Raw genomic sequence first — 17,599 nt, forward strand, 5'->3', positions numbered from 1 at the left:
GTGTCATGTACAACGAAGAGATTCATATCCAATCGCTTCGAAATAAAGGGTCCGAGGTTTTGGACTTTATTGACAAGGCCGCATAGAGAATCATGAAATCAAAAATACTTGACAGACTACCTCAGATGTCTTCGGGCCTTGGCTCCGTGTTGAATGTATAGGCCCCAGGCCCTGGGCATCAGCCCGGTGTTGGGAGCAAGTGAGGAAGGAGCCCGGAAGGGGCGACACACCTTCCGACCAAATGCACCAATGCCTGTCAGGGAGGTCGGAGGTCGGACTATTCCACCCATTGGGTCCAGGATTGGAGGCGTGATTTGAGAGCCGCCATGCACTGATCTGCTACGGCGCCGTCAATTACGCGGTGATCGAACGAAAGTGCTAGGTAGACCATGGTGCGGATCGCTATGGCGTCGTTGATGATGACCGGCCGCTTTTCCAGACTCCCTACGCCCAGGATCGCCACCTGCGGCTGGTTGATGATCGGGGTGCCGAAAAGCGATCCGTAAATGCCGGGATTGGTGATGGTGATTGTTCCCTGCTGGACTTCTTCGGGTTTGAGCTTCCGGGCACGGGCGCGCTCGGCCAGGTCGCGGATCGCGAGCGCCAGACCGGTGAAAGACTTCAGGTGGGCATCCTTGATCACGGGCACAATCAGTCCCGTATCGAGGGCGACTGCAATGCCTACATTGATTGTCTTTTTGAAGATGATTTTGTCGCCGGACACCGAGCAATTCAGGATCGGAAATTCGCGTACGGTATCCACGAGCGCCTTGACGAAGAATGGCGTGAAGCTCAGTTTGAATCCCACGCGCGCTTCGAACTCATCTTTGTGCGTTTCGCGCACCTGTACTATCGAAGTCATGTCGACCTCGAAGACTGTCTGCACGTGCGCTGAAGTCCGCCGGCTGAGGACCATGTGATCCGCAATCGCTTTGCGCATGGGGGTCATTGTGACCGTTTCGGTCTCGCCATAAGACTTGGGAACTTCGATCAGCGCTGCCGGTTCGGGCACTCCTTGCTGCGGTGCAGTAGTTTCGGCAGTGGCCGGCCCTGCGGGTGCGACGGCCGGTATGCTTTCGGGCACTCTTGGAGTGAAAGCAGCAGGAAGGGGAGGAACCACAGCGCGCGGCTCCTCGGTCCGGAGCGCGGCCGCCGGCGGCCGCGGCGCAGTGCGCGGTACCTTTTTACCGGCCCGCTCAAGATGGCTGAAAACATCTTCCTTTGTGATTCGTCCCGACAGGCCTGTCCCTTCGATCTCCGACAATTCAACGTCGTAGTCCCGGGCAATCCGGCGCACGAGAGGAGAGGTGTGGATGAACGGCAAAGGTTCCGTGGCGATCGCCGGCTGTGGTGCGACCTCCGGTACCTCGCTCGGCGCGGGCTCAACCTCGACGGCAGGCGCTGCTTCTTCGACGGGAGCCGCCTCGGGTTCTGCCGCCACAACAGGCGCCTGCTGTTCAACGGCAATCAATCGCGCTTCTGCTTCGGGCGCGTGTTCTCCGGCCGGTGACGCCTCTTGGGGAGATACGATCGCCTCACTTGCCTGTTCCGGCACAGGCTCGACGACGGGCTCGGTGACTGCGGGCGTCTCCATGACAGCGGTCTTTGCTTCCTCAATAATCGCGACCACGCCACCGATCTTGACGATCTGACCCTCCGGAACAACTATCTCGCTCAAGACGCCATTTGCCGGGGATGGGATCTCGGAATCGACCTTATCCGTCGACACTTCAAAGAGAGGTTCATCTCTGGCAACCTGGTCGCCGACCTTCTTTAACCACTTCGTGAGAGTCCCCTCGAAGATGGATTCCCCCATTTGCGGCATAATCACATTGGTCAACATGAATCCCCCGCATGCTATGGAATCAGGTTCGTGAAATTCGGGTTCATTGCGGCAAGGTCCTTTTCAGACGCCGGAACCATCTGCCGTCCAAAAACCTGCCCGAAATGCACCGTCAGCCTGTCCTCGACTGCCGGCAGGTCCACTTCCCGTCCGAGAATTGCCCGCATCGAAGTGACCTGTTTGCCCTGCAGACCGCAGGGAACAATCAGGTCGTAAAAAGAAAGGTCCGTGTTCACGTTTAATGCGAAACCGTGCCTGGTCACCCAGCGGCTGATATGGACGCCCATGGCGCAGATCTTACCCGAATCCGTCCAGACGCCGGTCAGCTTCTCCTCCCGGCGCGCCACGATGCCGTACTCGGCCAGGGTGCGGATCATCGTTTCTTCGAGATTCCGCATATAGCGGTGCACATCCTGTTCGTGGCGCTCCAGCTTCAGGAGCGGGTATCCGACGACTTGGCCGGGGCCGTGGAAGGTGATGTCACCGCCACGATCCACGTGATAGCGGCTCACGCCCCTTGCCTTCAATGTCTCTTCCGCGACCACCAGGTTGTGCCAGTCGCCGTTGCGCCCGAGCGTGATAACCGGAGGATGTTCCAGAAGCAGTAGAACGTCCGGCGCAAATCCCTCTTTTTTGAGTGCGCAGATCTTCATCTGCAACGCGAGCGCACGCGCATATTCCACGCGCTCCTGGAAGAGGACGGCGTAGCAGGTTTTGTCGGCTCCGCTCACCAAAGCGCTCAAAAGTGGATCGCTGCCCCGTAGATCGCCTCTGCCGCTTCCATAACGGCTTCGGAGACCGTGGGATGGGCGTGGATCAGGTGGGACAGGTCCTCGGCTGTGGCCTCTAGGCCCAGCGCGGCCGTCCCTTCCGCGATGAGTTCGGTAACATGCGGCCCAATCATGTGGACGCCAAGAATCTGATTGTACTTCCTGTCGCAGACCAGCTTCACAAAGCCGTCATTTTCGCTGAGAATCGAGGCTTTCCCGATAGCCGCAAAGGGAAATCTGCTCGTTACCACATCGTAACCCCGGTCACGCGCATCGTGCTCGGTCAGCCCTACGCTGGCCACCTCGGGATGGCAGAAGGTGCAGTTCGGGACCTGGTCGTAATTGATGGCAACAGTGTTTTCACCGGCCAGATGGCGCATGAGGAGCATTCCCTGATGAGAAGCAAGGTGAGCCAATTGCTGTGTCGGCACCACATCCCCAATGGCGAACACGCCCGGCACGTTCGTCTCCATATGAGCACCGACCGGGATGCGCCCATTTATGGTGGCCACGCCCAAGGTTTCAAGGCCGATTCCCTCGGTCACCGGCCTGCGTCCCACGGCGATCAGAGCCCTTTCTGCCGCAATCGTCTGCGCTTCACCGCCTGAAACCGTCACCGTGGCAACGACCTTGCCATCCTGCACGGCCATGTTTTCCAGACGCGAGCCGGTCAACACCTTGATTCTCCTCTTGGACAGCAGCTTATGCAACTCCCCGGAAATCTCCGCGTCCTCCAGCGGCAGGATGCGGGGGAGCATCTCGACGATCGTGACGTCGGAACCGAAGCGCCCGAACAACGAGGCAAACTCGATCCCGACCGCACCCGCACCCACCACAAGCAATGACTTGGGAACACTGCCGATATCCAGTATTTCCTTATTCGTCAAGATCGCGTGCCCATCCAACTCCAGACCGGGAAGGAGCATCGCTTCGGAACCGGTGGCAATCACGATATTTCGGGCTTTCACCTCGGCAGGAGTTGCGCCCTCAACCTGTACGGTTCCAGGCGCGGTTATGGTTCCCCTGCCTTGGAAGGTCGTTATTCGGTTCTTCTTCATCAGGAAAGCCGTTCCCATTGCCAGCTTCTTGACAATCTTGTCCTTGCGCGCCACGGCCAGGCGGAAGTCGAGCTTTATGTCCTTGCACAGGATGCCGAATTCCCTGCCCTTGAGCGTTTTGTCATAGAGCTCGGCGCTGTAAAGCAGCGATTTGGTCGGGATGCATCCCCAGTGCAGGCAGGTGCCGCCGAACTTCGCATATTTTTCGATGAGGGCGACTTTCAGCCCGAGTTGGCTCCCCTTGATGGCCGCCACGTATCCACCCGGTCCGCTTCCGATGACAGCCACATCAAAAGTGATGGATTCAGTATTCAAGTATCACCTTCTATGAATTCATGTTTAAAGAGTTACGGGCGCTCTCACGCCCGACAACGGAGTCCGATACTATCACCCGTACCGCGCTATTTCAAAAAAATATCACCATGAAGCGGGCGCAATCAAAGCAATGTCGGCCACGGATTTTGCTTTTGTTTTTGAGGTAAGGCATAATCCCGTCGCATGGCCGAAGATATCTACGAGGAAATCGTCCAAATCCGTCGCCAGGGGCTTCGGGCTGCACTGGCAACCGTCATCGTGCGCAAGGGTTCCACCCCCCGCAGGGATGCTGCCAAAATGCTGATCTACGAAGACGGCCGGCGCACGGGAAGCATCGGGGGCGGATGCACGGAAGCGGAGGTCTGTCGTGAAGCCCTGGCGGCTATGAGGTGCGGGAAGCCACAAGTGCTGAAATTTGATCTGACCGGCGACGATGCGGAAGACGGCGGCATGATTTGCGGCGGAAGCATGGAGGTGTATGTGGAACCGATCCTTCCCGATCCAACCCTCGTCATTTTCGGGGCGGGTCACGTGGGCCAGCGTTTGGCGGAGATTGCGAAAACCATCGGGTTCCGCATCGTAGTGGTCGATGACCGTATTAAATACGCCAATCGCGAGCGATTTCCCTATGCCGAAGCCCTGCATGTGGATGGCTGGGAAGAGGCGTTCCGCCGGCTGCCCGTGAACGAGTCGTCATATCTGCTGATCGTGACCCGCGGCCACCAGTACGACCTGGCCTGCCTCCGCTACGCCCTTAAGTCGCCGGCAAAATACATTGGCCTGATGGGAAGTGCGCGAAAGGTCAAACTTTTCTTTGACGCGCTCGAAAAAGAGGGAATCGCCCCGGAGCAGTTCGCGCGTGTCAATTCCCCTGTGGGAATCGACATCGGGTCGGAAACGCCCGAGGAGATCGCCGTCAGCATTGCCGCCCAGTTGATCGCCGTCCGCAAGAAAAAACCTTAAACGCGAAAAGCGAAAGATCGGCGCAGGGGAAACGGAGGGGAGCAGAGAGTTCGGAATTGAGCCTGTCAAAGATCCGCGTCCTCTGCGTCGAAATTTTCTGCGGCCAAGGCCGTCTCAGGCGAGGAGTTGATCCATGTGGTAAAGCAGGCCCTCGCGGGTGTAGGCAGCCAGCTCGACGATCCCCGTATCCATCCGGATGGCGTCTTCCGGACAGGCCTGAACGCAAAAACCACAGAAGACACAGGTGCCGAGATCGATGTCAAACACCGTAGGCAACTTCTCGATATTGGGATCCGGGTGTTCGCCGGCCACGATGTGAATGCAGCGCGCCGGGCAGATGGTTTCGCACATCATGCACGCGACACATCGCGGCGTGCCATCTTTGCGCTTCATCAGGCGATGGCGGGTGCGCAGCCTCCTGGCATACGGCCTGCGTTCTTCAGGGTATTCGTAGGTAACGGTTCCCCCTTTGCCTACCTTGAACCCGAATCCGCGAGCCAAGTGGCGTGGCATGTTGACAAAGAAGTGTCGTGCCGTGAGTACCAGGCCCTGCACTACTTCACGCACATAAAAACGCTGGACGAACCCGAGAGCTTGCTGACCCATAAGATGAGGGATGATAGTCAATTCACGACGCGAAGTCCAGCCTGACTGCGAAATCGAATGCAGTTACGTGTTACGATTAGGACGCATCCGAAAAACCTCAAGGCTGAGCACCCTGAGGGCGCCGAGAAGAAATAACTGCAGATGCCCGCGGACGCGGGACGAATTCTGCCTTCCCGTGATTCGTACTACGTACCTGCAGATCCTTGCCATTTATGCAAGAAAAGCAAAAGATCAACGTAGAGGTCGCAGAGAAAAGTGATGCAGAGGCGAACACCCTCTACAGCCTCTGCGTTAAGGCTTTGGGTTGCGGATATTCCACACCCTGTCATTCGTGGCAGTTCTATCTTACTGCGCAGCAACCATTGTTTCGGCGCGGTGACCCATGGAGGCGCAGTGCTTCATGGCTTGTTCGGCAAATCGCTGGAAAATGCGTTTCCCTTCCGTGTCCCCGAATTTCTCTGCATACTCTTTAAAAAATCCTGCGGCGCGATTTTCCAGCTGCATCGCGACTTCCAGCGCGCGGCGCGCATCCAGAAGCATCTGCCCACCGACCAAGTTGCCCTGCAGGCACGGCACCAATTGCTGCAGTTCGCACGTGTCGAAGTGCAGGAAGACCGGAGCATCTTCCAGGCCCTTCTCCTGCCTGTGCATCAGCTCAAGCTCCTGCTCCAGTTCCTGTGCATGAACCTCCTCCTCACGTGCCACGGTCTCGAAGACTGTGCGTCCGGTGGGATCCTGGTTGTGCCCGGCGGCAGACCGGTAGAATTCCAACCCCTGTTTTTGCATGGCCAGTGCCATCCTCAATGCGTCCCGCGCAAAAACCTTTCCCGTGTCCGGCTTCGGCCCCTGATGGGCCTGTCGCTGCTCTCGGCAATCCTGGCAGACCCCATAGACTTGAATGCGCTGGTGCGACGGCTGAAAATGGTACCTGGCCACGATCCCCTGCTGAATCCTTTCCAGCTCGGGCGACACAAACTCGATCACCTTGTGGCATTTCGTGCACACGATGTGGTGGTGCCCAGGGTGATGGTAGCAGTGCTCGAAACGTGTCAAGCCATCCCCGAGGGTGATTTCCTTGGCTATCCCGCAGGCGGTCAGGGATTTCAGTGTCCTGAACACGGTTACTATGCCGACCTTCCTGTCCTTTTTCTTTACCAGGGCGTAGATATCTTCGACGCTCAAATGCCCTTCGTTGCCGAGGAAGGTCTCAAGGATCAGGTCCTTCTGATGGGTCTTTTTCAAGCTGTTCTGGCGCAGGTAATCGTAAAACAGGTCCTTTTCTTCATCGAGCTGTTTCGCAGGCATGACGAAGCTCCTCCCCCTCCTTGCGGACGTATCCAATGGGGTATGACGCCCCCTTATCATATCATTGCACAGCGATCCGATCCCCTAAAATCTCACCGCAGCAGACGCACGGAGAGCCGGGTTTCAAGTTCCACCGATGCTCTGCGATCCCAACATCCTCTGCGTTGAGATTTTCATGAAATCCGGCGGGCCAGGAAGGTGTAGCTGATCCGGTGCCGTTCGCTCGCCAACATTTTGAGACCGTGGAGGCGCACCCGCTCGCGCAGCTCGGTTTCATTGAAGAAGCCGAAACGGATGAACCGCTCCAGGAAGTAAGTGACCCCTCCAGAGTGCTCGGGCCGGATCGTAGTTTGAACCGACAGGTGTCCGGCCGAGTGGAGTACACGGTCGATCTCTTTGAGAGCCAAATCAGGCTGGTCAAAGAGATGCAGCGCTCCGCAGCAGTTGATGTATTGGAAAGTGCCGCTGATGAAGGGGAGCCGGAAAGCGGTGCCGCGCATCAGAACAACATTGCGCAGATCGTCGCCTTCGAGCAACCGCCGGGCGTGGCGCAGCATCGGCCAGGAGAGATCCAGGCCGACGACAACACCTTGAGTGCCGCGCGCAAGCGGCCGCGTAAACACTCCCGTGCCGCAAGCCAGATCGAGCACGCGTCCCGTCTCGCGCCCCTGCTGAAGCCGCAGAATGGTTTGAACCTCCTTCTCGAACGGTCGTGAGCTGGCGATGAAATATCCCAGGCGGCGCCACCAGCCCTCGTAAACGGAAACTACAATCGGCGTCTGCATGATGCGTTGGAAGGGCGTGATCCTCTCGGGCTCGTCGTCCCCCATCAGATCCAGGATTCCATCCCGGAATGGATATCGCGCTGAGCATCCCGGGCACCTTACTCCCCCCGCAGCAGGCTTCAAGGGCGTTTCCGCACACCGCGGGCAGCGCATGAAATCAATGATTTTGTCGAACATTTTCAGCCCGGTAAGCGAGACAGACCACCAACGAAAACGATACTGCAAATGCCTCTACGCCCGCGGAGGAATCAAAAGGACTTCCTCGAAGTCCTCGAGGTACTGGCGGCGTGCCGATTGAGCCGGCTAGGTAATCCTGGTGAGGACATCGGGCCCGGTTTCAGTGACCGCGACTGTATGCTCGAAGTGCGCTGACGGCTGCCCATCCGCAGTCACGACGGTCCAGCCATCCGCCAGCGTGATCACTTTGTCCGTGCCGAGATTCACCATGGGCTCCAGCGCGAGTACGAGTCCGGGTTGGAGTTTGATCCCGCGTCCGTCGGTGACGTAGTTGAGCACCATCGGTTCTTCATGCATCCGCTTGCCGATGCCGTGCCCGCCGAGTTCCTTCACCACCGAGTACCCGTGAGATTCAGCATGCGTCTGGATGGCGCAGGAGATGTCGATGAGATGGTTGCCCGCCACGGTCTGTTCGATGCCCAGGTACAGGCTCTCCTCGGTCACGCGCAGCAGGTCCTGCACCTCCCGCGGGACCTGCCCGATGGGAACCGTGATCGTTGCGTCGCCATAATAACCGTTATAGAGCACGCCGTAGTCCAGCCCGATGATGTCCCCTTCCTTCAGCTCACGGCTCCCCGGAATCCCGTGGACCACTTCCTGATTGATGGAGGCGCACAGGCTCCCCGGATATCCTCGGTAGCCTTTGAAGGCGGGGTGCGCATTTCTCTTGAGCGTTTCTTCCTCGGCGATCCGATCCAAATCCCTGGTCGTAGTCCCGGGCCGGCAGCGATCCCGCAAAATCAGCAGAATTTCGGCTACGATCCGGCCGGCATCCCTCATGATCTCTATTTCGCGTTTGGATTTCAGCATTACCATCGCGCACTCTCCGGCACCATCGCATCAAGTATATATCAGTTCACCCACTTCAGGTGTTCCCCGGAGGCGTCAATGCTCTCGGTAAGGGGGCGCCGATGGCTGAAGTTCTCCCACACCTTGTGGGTGTAGCAGATCTTGTCCTCACCGTAGTTCCAGCAATAGAGCAGCTCGGGATCGATCGACTGAAAGTCGACGGTGAAATAGCCCTTAGGATTGCCGCCCAGCTCGATTACACCCTCGGACCAGCCCTGGAGTGCTTCCTCCACTTCTTTCAGGACCGCGTCGGATATCGACGAACTGCCGGATTCCGCATCCGGGCGGCTGCGCCGCCGGATGTTGTCCAGTTCGTGAATCACCTGTTCCGTCAGGTCCGCGACCTTGGGGACCAGCTGGTTGACCTCGGTGAAGCTGAAGACCTTTGAGGGGCGGTTGGGCATCGGCAACAACCTCAAGTTATTTAAGCGTCTCAAACACCGAAATGTTGCGCATTTGCGCCAGGCGTTCGAAAAACGGAATCGCCTTTCTGACCGTGTGGGTATTGATCAGAAAACTGGCCGTGGTTACCGCCAGCCTGGGCCGGGCCGCAGAACAGTTCAGGCAAGCCTTGTAGCTGCTCAAATCGCCATCGATGTGCGCCTGCCGGAGCTGAACCATTTTTTCCGAGTTCCATATCCGCGAGAGAGTTTCCCTCTTGACATTGCCGACGGGCTGATCCGGATAGATATAGCAACAGGGGAAAACGGTACCGTCGTAGTGGATGTACATCGGGCCGCGCCAGAGCAGATAGCACGGATGCCGCAGCGGCGGCCGCGAGCCGTCGTCTCCCGGAATGGCGCTTCCTTCGTTATGGACCTCGTCTTTTTTAATGCGCACTTCATTGATCCCCTCGACGCGCCACATGCGCACCAGATCTGGAATCTCCTGACTGTTATCCTTCAGCCGGACCACCTGAATGATGCAGAAGATCCGGGAGCGCATTTCCTTCTTTACTCGCAGGAAGGTCAGGATGTTGCCGCGGACCTTGTCGAAATCCGCCCCCTTCCGGTACTTCGCGAAGGTCTCCGGCCTGGCTCCATCAAAAGCAAAGATGATGTAGTCGAGCCCGGCTTCGATCAGCCTGTGTGCAGCCTTCTCATTCAGCACCGTGGCATTGGTCGAGATCCCCGTAGGAACACCGAGCTTCCTGCAGTAGGAGATCATCTCGTAAATCTCCGGGTTCAGGAGCGGCTCGCCGACCCCGTAAGGCACGGCAAACTCCAGAAACTCCTTGGCCTCGTCAATGATCTTCCGGAACAGGGCCAGGTCCATATCCTTGGGGGGGAAATACAGATATTCCCTTGGGCACATGGGACAGAACAGGTTGCATTTGGCGGTGCTTTCGATCGCCAGCGTCAACGGACCGCCGGGCACCCGCGCCCGCTTGAGCAGGTAACTGGACAGCAGGCCCAATCTGTTGTGCATTCCGCCAAGCATTGTCACCTTCGATAAATCAACGCAGAGGACGCTGACCACGCAGCGGAAAGGATCGGTCCTCGCGTCCTCTGCACCCTCTGCGTTGGTATTCGATCACGCACTCATCGGTCGAGTTCGCCGGCAATCATGTTGATGCTGCCGAAGGTCGCGATGATGTCCGCCACCATGTATCCTTCGAGCATGGTGTGGAGCCCTGCCATGTTGAAAAAACATGGAGGCCGGCAGCGCACGCGATAGGGCCGGTCGCCTCCATCGCTGACCACATAGAATCCCAGTTCGCCATTGGCGCCTTCGACGGGAAAATACGCCTCGCCTGCGGGTGGACGCATCCCGTGATAGTCCATGATCAGTTTGAAGTGGTTGATCAGTCCTTCGATGTTCCCATAGGTATCCTCTTTGCTCGGCAGGATGACCGTTCGGTCCGGTGGTGCCATCCGAGGCTGAAAGCGCTTTTCGGTGCCGTCCAGGGTCGGTTCCACTGTGCTGACCACATTGACGAGGCCAGCCGTATGCCCCAACTTCGCTTCGTCGACCAGGTCGAACGATTCCATCACCTTCCCCTGGGCATCCACAGAAACCGCTCCCCCGGGCATCTCACGCAAGGCCTGGCGGATGATGCGGATGCTCTGGCGCATTTCTTCCATGCGCACCAGATATCGGTCATAGTTATCGCCGCGCTCTCCCAAGGGGACGTCGAATTGCATCCGGTCATAGACAAAATATGGAAACGCTTTGCGGACGTCGTAGTTGATGCCGGCGGCGCGCGCCAGCGGTCCGGTGATCGCGTGGGTGATTGCGTTATCCCTGGTAAGTACCCCCACGTCGCGCGTGCGATCGACCCAGATCCGGTTCTTGGTCAGCAGCTTGTCCACCTCCAGCAGCTCTCTCTCCGTCTGCTTGAGAGCATTTGCGAGGGCCACCTCGATACCGGCGGGCAAGTCCGCCTTGACGCCCCCGATCCGCCCGTAGGATACGGTCAGGCGCGCGCCGGTAACCTCCTCCACGATTTCGTACAGGTATTCGCGCGCCTTCATGAGGTAGAGGAAGGCGGTCATGGCTCCAAGCTCCATGGCCGAGGCTGCGATGCAGGTCAGATGATCGGTGATACGCGACACCTCGCTCATGAGGACCCGGATATACTTGCAGCGCTCCGTGATTTCGATTCCCAGGAGCCTCTCCACAGCCCCGCAATAACCGAAGTTGTTGATCAACGGCGAGACGTAATTCAGCCGGTCCGTGTAAGGCATCGCCTGAGTCCAGCTCGAGTTCTCGCAGCTCTTCTCGAATGCGCGGTGCAGATAACCGATCTCGGCCTGCACCTTTATGACCTTTTCGCCTTCCAGCTCCGTAATCAGGCGTATGACCCCGTGCATCGCGGGATGCGAAGGTCCCATATTCAAGAGCATGTTCCTCGTCTCTCTGGTTGCGCTCGCGCTGATCGTTTCCATGGCTGTTCCTAGTAAAGCTGCTTCTGTTTCTCGATCTTGGTCTGCAGTTTCATGAGGCCGTCGAGCACCGCCTCCGGCCGGGGCGGACAGCCCGGAATATAGATGTCGACTGGGATGATCGTGTCAATTCCCTGTACGGTAGCGTAGTTGTCATAGAAGCCCCCGGTGCAGGTGCAGACGCCAAAGGCCACTACCCACTTCGGCTCGCACATCTGGTCGTAGACCCGGCGCAGAACGGGAGCCATTTTGTGGCTGATGGTTCCCACCACAAAAAGCACATCGGCCTGGCGTGGCGAAAACCGCGGCAGACCTGCGCCGAACCGGTCCATATCATAATGGCCCGACGCCGTGGACATGTACTCCATGCCGCAACAGGCCGTGACAAAGGGGTACTGGAAGATCGAGTATTTGCGCGCCCAGCCGATCACGCGCTCCAGTTTCGAGGTGAAGAATCCGGGAGCATTCCCATCAACTTCCGCCATATCCCGTCCTTCCCAATTTTGGATTTTGGGATGCCAATTTTGGATTTGCAGTCAATCCAAAATCCGCATGCCAAAAAACCAAATTCAAAACCGTCTCAGTGCAGAATTACCTTGAGAGTCTCAGGGACTGCTTCGATCGGGGCGAGACAGAGGCAGTCGTCACAAGACAGTGCATCGAGCAAAACTTTCCTGCTGCAGTTCTCACAGGAGTGCAGAATTTTGATGGCCTTTGCGAGTTCAGCCCTCATGGCCTGCAGCGAGGCAATCTTGGATTCCAGCATTTGCAGTTTCTCGCTGAAAACTCGCAGCAGAAAGCTCACCGTGGACTTGTCTCCACCCGAGGGCTTCTTCGCCAACAGAATTTCACGAATCTCAGTGAGCGAAAGTCCCATGTCCTTGAGAAAATTGATGACCGCCAACCGCTTGTGGTTCTCAGGGCCATACAGGCGGAAGCCTCCCCGGCTGCGCTTTTCCGGACGTATCAAACCGAGCTCTTCATAATAGCGAATGGCCCGGACACTGACACCGGCTTGTTTCGCAAACTCCCCGATTTGCATAACCTGATCCAGGTAAGAACTCAATCGCACAAATATCTCACGGTTGCTCGACCTCCACTTCGACGTGATCGAGCTTCTCCGTCAGAGTTGCGGGCTGCTTGCGCACTTTAACGCTTACACGCTGCGCAGGAAAAGCTTCCAGCACGGCGCGCCCCAGACGGTAGGCGAGCGTCTCCAGCAAGTTGTACTCGCGCTGGTGGGCCACTTCAATCACTTTTGCCAGGATTCTGCTGTAGTCCAACGCAGCGGCCAGCTCATCAGTGGAGGCCGCTGCCTCGAAGTCGCCCCAGATAGTGAGGTCGGCAGTGCAAAACTGAGGGAAGCGCCGTTCGCCCGGGGTGACCCCCAGGCGGGGACGCAGTTTTATGCCGACGAGAGCCAACCGATCCAGCCGCGATCTGTCTGCCAAGGTGTTGTTCCTTTGGGGAGCCAGGAGTCAGAACAAAAAACTACGCTCGTGCGTCCATAAGCCGCACGAGGAAAAACCAAAACTCAGGCAGAGCCGGCCAATCTCGGCACAACGTATGGACCGTTTTTTCTTCTGATTTCTGACCCCTTCTTGCCCAGTTCCCACGGAAAATGAAAAACGCGGGCATCCATGAGCCCGCGCTTTCCGAGATTCCCGTTTAGCTCCGCCGGCTTATGCGTTAAAGGATTCACCGCACCCGCACGTGCCGCGCGCGTTGGGATTGTCGAACTTGAAGCCGGAGCCGTTCAGTCCGTCAACATAATCGACCTTTGTGCCCTCCAGATAAAGCAAGGAACGCGCATCAATGAACACTCTTAACCCGCCCTGTTCGATGACTTTGTCATCCGCATTCGCTTCCGCGTCCAAGGACATCTGGTACTGGAATCCGGAGCATCCGCCGCCGATGACAGCGATTCTAAGGCCGCCCTCCTCACCACGTTCCGCCATGATTGCCTTGACCTTATCAATCGCTGTAGCGGTCAAAGTAAGCATTACCATTCTCCTTTCGCACTCCGAAAACCCTTGGGCGATACACCTACCCCAAAGAGACTGCACACGATAGTCAATTCTTACGTGAATGTCAAGGTACGAGAGATAATTCGTGTCATTCGTAACTACCTTCGGGGTGTATCATGATCTGAGTTTGCGCTTATCGTCATGGCAGAGAAACGGAAGAGAGAATCCGGTACCGCATCGGGACACCGCCCCTTCACTGAACTGGCAGATCTCATACAGAAGGCTGGAATCGGGTTGCGCACGGAAGAAACTGCCTTGTCGAAGCCGCCGGCGGCGCCCTCCACAGATCCCAAAACCGAAACGGCACCGGAGGATGCCGATCAGGTCTTCGAACGAGCGATGGAGGGGGTGGCTCGGATCGCCTGGCGCCGCGATCCCGCCCCCACTACTTCAGTTCCTCCCACGATCACGACAGATTCGGAAGCCGAAGACATGCATCTCTTTCAGGAGGCAGTCGACAGCGATGCGCCGCCTCCACTCCTGGATCACCCCGAGTATATCGAAGGCTGGGTAGGCATTGCAGGCCGGCGGTTTCTCCCAAACCTGCGCAACGGCGCGTATTCGATTCAAGGCTATATTGACCTCCACGGTCTGAGCCGTATCGAGGCGCGAGAGGCTGTGGAGGCGTTCATTATCCGCATGTCGCGAGAGCGCTCCTGCTGCGTCAAAATCGTCCATGGCCGCGGCATCAACTCGTCCAGCGACAAGGCTGTGCTCAAGGAGCATTTGCAGCGCTGGTTGGCCACGCGCCGCATGTCCCATCATGTGGTCGCCTATGCCTCCGCTCCTCACGCGGACGGTGGCGTCGGCGCCATCTATGTACTCCTTCGCAGGAAGCAGTAGCCGGGAGCCAGGAATTCCCGGCCCTCGATTCTCATGCGTGACGGTCCGGCGAACCACACCTTGTTGCGCCATTTTCAGCCTTGGCTGCTCGTTCTGACTCCCGACTCCTGTCTCCTGACTTCTTCTTCATGACTTATGACTCCTGTTTTTCGCGGCTCTAGTGTAAGATGGGCCGTCGTTTTCAGACCGTTTCATTCGTTCCGGCATGCCCGGAATCCTTTACCCACATTTTAAAAAGGAGGAGTCTGCATGAGGCTTTCACGCATGCGGTTTCTGTCCCGCCGCGCGATGTGGTGCCTGTTCATGATTGCCTGCCTGGCGGTCGTGCTCCTGGCAACTGCCACCGTGGTGAAAACAGGAGAGCCCCCGGTGTTTGCAGTGACAAACGCCAGGATTATCCCTGTGGCCGGCGCACCGATCGAGAAGGGCACTATTGTGTTGCGCCGCGGCATCATCGAGTCCGTGGGCGCCAATGTAGCAGTCCCTGCCGATGCCAGGGTGATTGACGCCACGGGCTTGACGGTTTACCCCGGTTTTATTGATGCGTTTTCCGATATCGGACTGGAGGAACAGGCCCGCCAGACGACGCCGGCAGCAGCAACGCCTCCCGTTACGGGACGTGGCGCGCAGCAACAGCCACAGCAACCGGCGATTCCCCCCGACGAGAGGCAGGGTTTGACGCCTTACCGGCAGGCCCTGGAGGTGCTCAATCCGGCCAATAGCAAGGTGGCTGCGGCACGTGCCGCCGGCGTCACAACAACGATGGTCACGCCCCGCCGCGGCTTTTTCCCCGGTCAAAGCACGCTGGTCAACCTCACCGGCACTGAAGTCGGAGCGATGGTGGTCAAGACCCCCGTTGCCTTCTACATCAACGTTGCCGGCAGAGGCGGTGCCGGTGGGGGCGGAGGCGGCTACCCGGGTTCGCTTATGGGTATCATCGCTTTCGTAAAGCAAACGCTGCTGGACGCCAATCGATATGCCACTGCCTGGAGTGTTTACCGGGCTACACCTGGAGCAGAGCGCCCTGAGTACAGCCGGGCTTTGGAGGCGCTTCAGCCGGCCTTGAAGCGCGAGCTGCCGGTGGTCATGCCGGCCAATACCCCCCAAGAGATTCAGCGGGCGCTGGATCTCGCGGACTCATTTAAGATCAACCTCGTCCTCGCGGGCTGTGCCGAAGGCGGCAAGATAGCGCCGCTTCTAAAAAGCCGCAATCTCCCCATCCTGCTCGCGGTCAAGTACCCCGAGCGCCCAGCCACCACCGACCCTGACGTCAGGGAGGAGTTGGAGAGCCTGCGCCGCAGAGTTGAAGCTCCGTCCAACGCAGCCCTGCTGGCTAAGGCCGGAGTGCGCTTCGCTTTTGTATCCGACGACATCGCCAACCCGCGGGATTTCATCCGCAATGTCGGACGGGCCATCGAAGCGGGTTTGGATAAGGAGGTTGCGGTCCGGGCTCTGACCTTAACCCCTGCGGAACTCCTGGGCGTGTCGGATCGGCTCGGCAGCATCGAAAAAAACAAGACCGCCAACTTGATCCTGGCCACGGGCGACATCTTTGACGAGAAGACCAGGGTTAAGTACGCATTTGTGGACGGACAGAAGTACGACATCGTGGAAGCCCCGGCACCAACCACTGGCGGATCCGGTCGCCAGGGCGGCCCGGGCCGCTGATTCGGAAGCGAGGAAACCTATGTCAAACAACTTAGGAGTCGACATGAGAAAATTCATATTCCTGACAGTCCTCCTGGGGGCGTGCGTTGCCTGGGCGCCGGCGACCGATCAGCAGACTGCCGGTTCAGGGTTGACCGTCATCAGGGATGCAACCATCCTCACGGTTTCACACGGCAATATTCCCAAGGGATCCATCCTGATCCGTGATGGCAAGATCGCCGAAGTCGGGCCCAATGTCACCGTGCCCGCGGGCGCGACCGTGATCGATGCCGCCGGCCAGTTCGTTACGCCCGGCATCATCGACCCGCATTCGCACATCGCAATCTCAGGCGGCATCAATGAGGGGACTCTCGCAGTCACTTCCATGACGGCGATCGAGGATGTGCTGGATCCGACCGACGTCAACATCTACCGCGAGCTCGCCGGCGGTGTCACCGCCACGAACACGCTGCACGGCAGTGCCAACCCGATCGGCGGCACGAACGCGATCATCAAACTCCGCTGGGGCAAGGATGCCAAGGGGCTTTTGTTCAAGGGCGCCAAGCCCGGGCTGAAGTTTGCCCTGGGAGAGAACGTCAAGAGGAGCGGAGCGACCGCGTCACGCTACCCGGGCACGAGGATGGGGACCGAGGACGTGATCCGCACGGCCTTCATCGAAGCTCGGGACTATATGCGGAGGTGGGATGATTATAGGAAGCGCGCCGCTGCAGGAGACAAGACCGCGATCCCGCCCAGAAAAGATCTGGCCATGGAGCCCCTGGCGGAAGTCCTGCGCGGCGAGCGTCTGACTTTCGTTCACGGCTATCGAGCCGACGAGATGATGATGATGCTGCGCATGGCCGACGAGTTTGGCTTCAAGATCGACTCGTTTGAGCACGCGCTCGAGGGCTACAAGATTGCCAAGGAAATGGCAGCCCATGGCACGGTAGGATCCACATTCGCGGATTCATGGGCTTACAAGGTCGAGGCCTATGACGCCATCCCGTACAACGCCGCGCTCATGACCCGCAAGGGAGTCCTGGCAGCCATCAACTCGGACAGCGCCGAGAGGGCGCGCCGCCTGAATCAGGAAGCCGCAAGGTGCATGAAATACGGCGGGCTGACTGAGCAGGAGGCTTTGGCGCTGGTCACCCTCAACCCTGCCAAAGAGCTGCGTATCGATGACCGGGTGGGAACGATCGATCCGGGTAAGGATGCGGATCTCGTCATCTGGAATCACCATCCGTTGAGCGTGTATGCCGTCGCTCAAAAGACTCTTATTGACGGCGAAGTTTATTTCGACATCCAAAAGGACCAGGAGATGCGCAAGCGCAAGGAGGAGGAGCGCAAGACACTCGAGGCTCTGGATAAGAAAAACGCGCCGCAGGGGCGCCCCGGCACCGGCCGCGGGGCGTCGTCCGGCATTTCCAATGACAAAGTTCCTCAGCGCAATAAATAAAGGAAAA

Annotated in this window: 18 protein-coding genes; 4 read left to right on the forward strand and 14 right to left on the reverse strand. The window is 58.2% G+C overall.

Going from position 1 to position 17,599, the window contains the following annotated elements; all coding sequences use genetic code 11:
• Positions 1-277: 277 nt before the first annotated feature.
• The 3 genes from LAP85_18160 to lpdA form a co-directional block, all read right to left on the reverse strand.
• Positions 278-1,843, reverse strand: a complete 1,566-nt coding sequence (locus LAP85_18160) for a 2-oxo acid dehydrogenase subunit E2 (protein ID MBZ5498328.1) — start codon at positions 1,841-1,843, stop codon at positions 278-280.
• A 14-nt stretch (positions 1,844-1,857) separates the two neighbouring features.
• Positions 1,858-2,496, reverse strand: a complete 639-nt coding sequence (gene lipB, locus LAP85_18165; GenBank protein MBZ5498329.1) for a lipoyl(octanoyl) transferase LipB — start codon at positions 2,494-2,496, stop codon at positions 1,858-1,860.
• An 86-nt stretch (positions 2,497-2,582) separates the two neighbouring features.
• The gene (lpdA, locus tag LAP85_18170; GenBank protein MBZ5498330.1) at positions 2,583-3,986 is read right to left on the reverse strand and encodes a dihydrolipoyl dehydrogenase; all 1,404 of its coding nucleotides are present in this window, start codon (positions 3,984-3,986) and stop codon (positions 2,583-2,585) included.
• Between the two features lie 183 nt (positions 3,987-4,169).
• On the opposite strand from lpdA, the gene LAP85_18175 reads away from it, so the two are divergent.
• Complete coding sequence (locus LAP85_18175) at positions 4,170-4,949, forward strand: XdhC/CoxI family protein (protein ID MBZ5498331.1); 780 nt, start codon at positions 4,170-4,172, stop codon at positions 4,947-4,949.
• 114 nt (positions 4,950-5,063) lie between these two features.
• On the opposite strand, the gene LAP85_18180 is transcribed toward LAP85_18175, so the two are convergent.
• The 11 genes from LAP85_18180 to erpA all read right to left on the reverse strand — a co-directional run bounded on the left by LAP85_18180 (position 5,064) and on the right by erpA (position 13,619).
• Positions 5,064-5,555 (reverse strand): NADH-quinone oxidoreductase subunit I, encoded by a 492-nt coding sequence (locus LAP85_18180; GenBank protein MBZ5498332.1) that lies wholly within the window; start codon positions 5,553-5,555, stop codon positions 5,064-5,066.
• A 345-nt stretch (positions 5,556-5,900) separates the two neighbouring features.
• Positions 5,901-6,860: a transcriptional repressor gene (locus tag LAP85_18185; protein MBZ5498333.1), complete on the reverse strand. Its 960-nt coding sequence runs from the start codon at positions 6,858-6,860 to the stop codon at positions 5,901-5,903.
• A gap of 173 nt (positions 6,861-7,033) precedes the next feature.
• Entirely contained in the window at positions 7,034-7,690 is a 657-nt protein-coding gene (locus tag LAP85_18190) for a class I SAM-dependent methyltransferase (GenBank protein ID MBZ5498334.1), read from the reverse strand.
• A 258-nt stretch (positions 7,691-7,948) separates the two neighbouring features.
• The gene (map, locus tag LAP85_18195) at positions 7,949-8,698 is read right to left on the reverse strand and encodes a type I methionyl aminopeptidase (GenBank protein ID MBZ5498335.1); all 750 of its coding nucleotides are present in this window, start codon (positions 8,696-8,698) and stop codon (positions 7,949-7,951) included.
• A gap of 35 nt (positions 8,699-8,733) precedes the next feature.
• Positions 8,734-9,135, reverse strand: coding sequence for a DUF2203 domain-containing protein (locus tag LAP85_18200; GenBank protein ID MBZ5498336.1), 402 nt, complete (start codon positions 9,133-9,135; stop codon positions 8,734-8,736).
• A gap of 16 nt (positions 9,136-9,151) precedes the next feature.
• Positions 9,152-10,159, reverse strand: a complete 1,008-nt coding sequence (locus LAP85_18205) for a radical SAM protein (GenBank protein ID MBZ5498337.1) — start codon at positions 10,157-10,159, stop codon at positions 9,152-9,154.
• A 113-nt stretch (positions 10,160-10,272) separates the two neighbouring features.
• A complete protein-coding gene (locus LAP85_18210; GenBank protein ID MBZ5498338.1) occupies positions 10,273-11,619 on the reverse strand; it encodes an NADH-quinone oxidoreductase subunit D in 1,347 nt (448 codons plus the stop codon).
• Between the two features lie 8 nt (positions 11,620-11,627).
• A complete protein-coding gene (locus tag LAP85_18215; protein MBZ5498339.1) occupies positions 11,628-12,101 on the reverse strand; it encodes an NADH-quinone oxidoreductase subunit B in 474 nt (157 codons plus the stop codon).
• A gap of 95 nt (positions 12,102-12,196) precedes the next feature.
• Entirely contained in the window at positions 12,197-12,658 is a 462-nt protein-coding gene (locus LAP85_18220) for a MerR family transcriptional regulator (protein ID MBZ5498340.1), read from the reverse strand.
• 37 nt (positions 12,659-12,695) lie between these two features.
• The gene (locus tag LAP85_18225) at positions 12,696-13,067 is read right to left on the reverse strand and encodes a dihydroneopterin aldolase (GenBank protein MBZ5498341.1); all 372 of its coding nucleotides are present in this window, start codon (positions 13,065-13,067) and stop codon (positions 12,696-12,698) included.
• 231 nt (positions 13,068-13,298) lie between these two features.
• Complete coding sequence (gene erpA, locus LAP85_18230) at positions 13,299-13,619, reverse strand: iron-sulfur cluster insertion protein ErpA (GenBank protein ID MBZ5498342.1); 321 nt, start codon at positions 13,617-13,619, stop codon at positions 13,299-13,301.
• Between the two features lie 165 nt (positions 13,620-13,784).
• Here erpA and LAP85_18235 point away from each other — a divergent pair, with 165 nt between their 5' ends.
• The 3 genes from LAP85_18235 to LAP85_18245 all read left to right on the forward strand — a co-directional run bounded on the left by LAP85_18235 (position 13,785) and on the right by LAP85_18245 (position 17,592).
• Positions 13,785-14,486: a Smr/MutS family protein gene (locus LAP85_18235; GenBank protein MBZ5498343.1), complete on the forward strand. Its 702-nt coding sequence runs from the start codon at positions 13,785-13,787 to the stop codon at positions 14,484-14,486.
• Positions 14,487-14,735: 249 nt separating this feature from the next.
• On the forward strand, positions 14,736-16,154 hold the full coding sequence (locus LAP85_18240; protein ID MBZ5498344.1) for an amidohydrolase family protein: 1,419 nt from the start codon (positions 14,736-14,738) through the stop codon (positions 16,152-16,154).
• 43 nt (positions 16,155-16,197) lie between these two features.
• Positions 16,198-17,592: an amidohydrolase gene (locus LAP85_18245; protein ID MBZ5498345.1), complete on the forward strand. Its 1,395-nt coding sequence runs from the start codon at positions 16,198-16,200 to the stop codon at positions 17,590-17,592.
• Positions 17,593-17,599: the final 7 nt, after the last annotated feature.

This window comes from Terriglobia bacterium (assembly GCA_020072565.1).
GTDB lineage: Bacteria > Acidobacteriota > UBA6911 > UBA6911 > UBA6911 > JAFNAG01.

Bases quoted from the DNA above. Each gene is read 5' to 3' on its own strand.
- LAP85_18160 (MBZ5498328.1), bottom strand. From the start codon at position 1,843: ATGTTGACCAATGTGATTATGCCGCAAATGGGGGAATCCATCTTCGAG.
- lipB (MBZ5498329.1), bottom strand. From the start codon at position 2,496: ATGAAGATCTGCGCACTCAAAAAAGAGGGATTTGCGCCGGACGTTCTA.
- LAP85_18175 (MBZ5498331.1), top strand. From the start codon at position 4,170: ATGGCCGAAGATATCTACGAGGAAATCGTCCAAATCCGTCGCCAGGGG.
- LAP85_18180 (MBZ5498332.1), bottom strand. From the start codon at position 5,555: ATGGGTCAGCAAGCTCTCGGGTTCGTCCAGCGTTTTTATGTGCGTGAA.
- LAP85_18185 (MBZ5498333.1), bottom strand. From the start codon at position 6,860: ATGCCTGCGAAACAGCTCGATGAAGAAAAGGACCTGTTTTACGATTAC.
- LAP85_18190 (MBZ5498334.1), bottom strand. From the start codon at position 7,690: ATGGGGGACGACGAGCCCGAGAGGATCACGCCCTTCCAACGCATCATG.
- map (MBZ5498335.1), bottom strand. From the start codon at position 8,698: ATGGTAATGCTGAAATCCAAACGCGAAATAGAGATCATGAGGGATGCC.
- LAP85_18200 (MBZ5498336.1), bottom strand. From the start codon at position 9,135: ATGCCCAACCGCCCCTCAAAGGTCTTCAGCTTCACCGAGGTCAACCAG.
- LAP85_18205 (MBZ5498337.1), bottom strand. From the start codon at position 10,159: ATGCACAACAGATTGGGCCTGCTGTCCAGTTACCTGCTCAAGCGGGCG.
- LAP85_18210 (MBZ5498338.1), bottom strand. From the start codon at position 11,619: ATGGAAACGATCAGCGCGAGCGCAACCAGAGAGACGAGGAACATGCTC.
- LAP85_18215 (MBZ5498339.1), bottom strand. From the start codon at position 12,101: ATGGCGGAAGTTGATGGGAATGCTCCCGGATTCTTCACCTCGAAACTG.
- LAP85_18220 (MBZ5498340.1), bottom strand. From the start codon at position 12,658: ATGCAAATCGGGGAGTTTGCGAAACAAGCCGGTGTCAGTGTCCGGGCC.
- erpA (MBZ5498342.1), bottom strand. From the start codon at position 13,619: ATGCTTACTTTGACCGCTACAGCGATTGATAAGGTCAAGGCAATCATG.
- LAP85_18235 (MBZ5498343.1), top strand. From the start codon at position 13,785: ATGGCAGAGAAACGGAAGAGAGAATCCGGTACCGCATCGGGACACCGC.
- LAP85_18240 (MBZ5498344.1), top strand. From the start codon at position 14,736: ATGAGGCTTTCACGCATGCGGTTTCTGTCCCGCCGCGCGATGTGGTGC.
- LAP85_18245 (MBZ5498345.1), top strand. From the start codon at position 16,198: ATGAGAAAATTCATATTCCTGACAGTCCTCCTGGGGGCGTGCGTTGCC.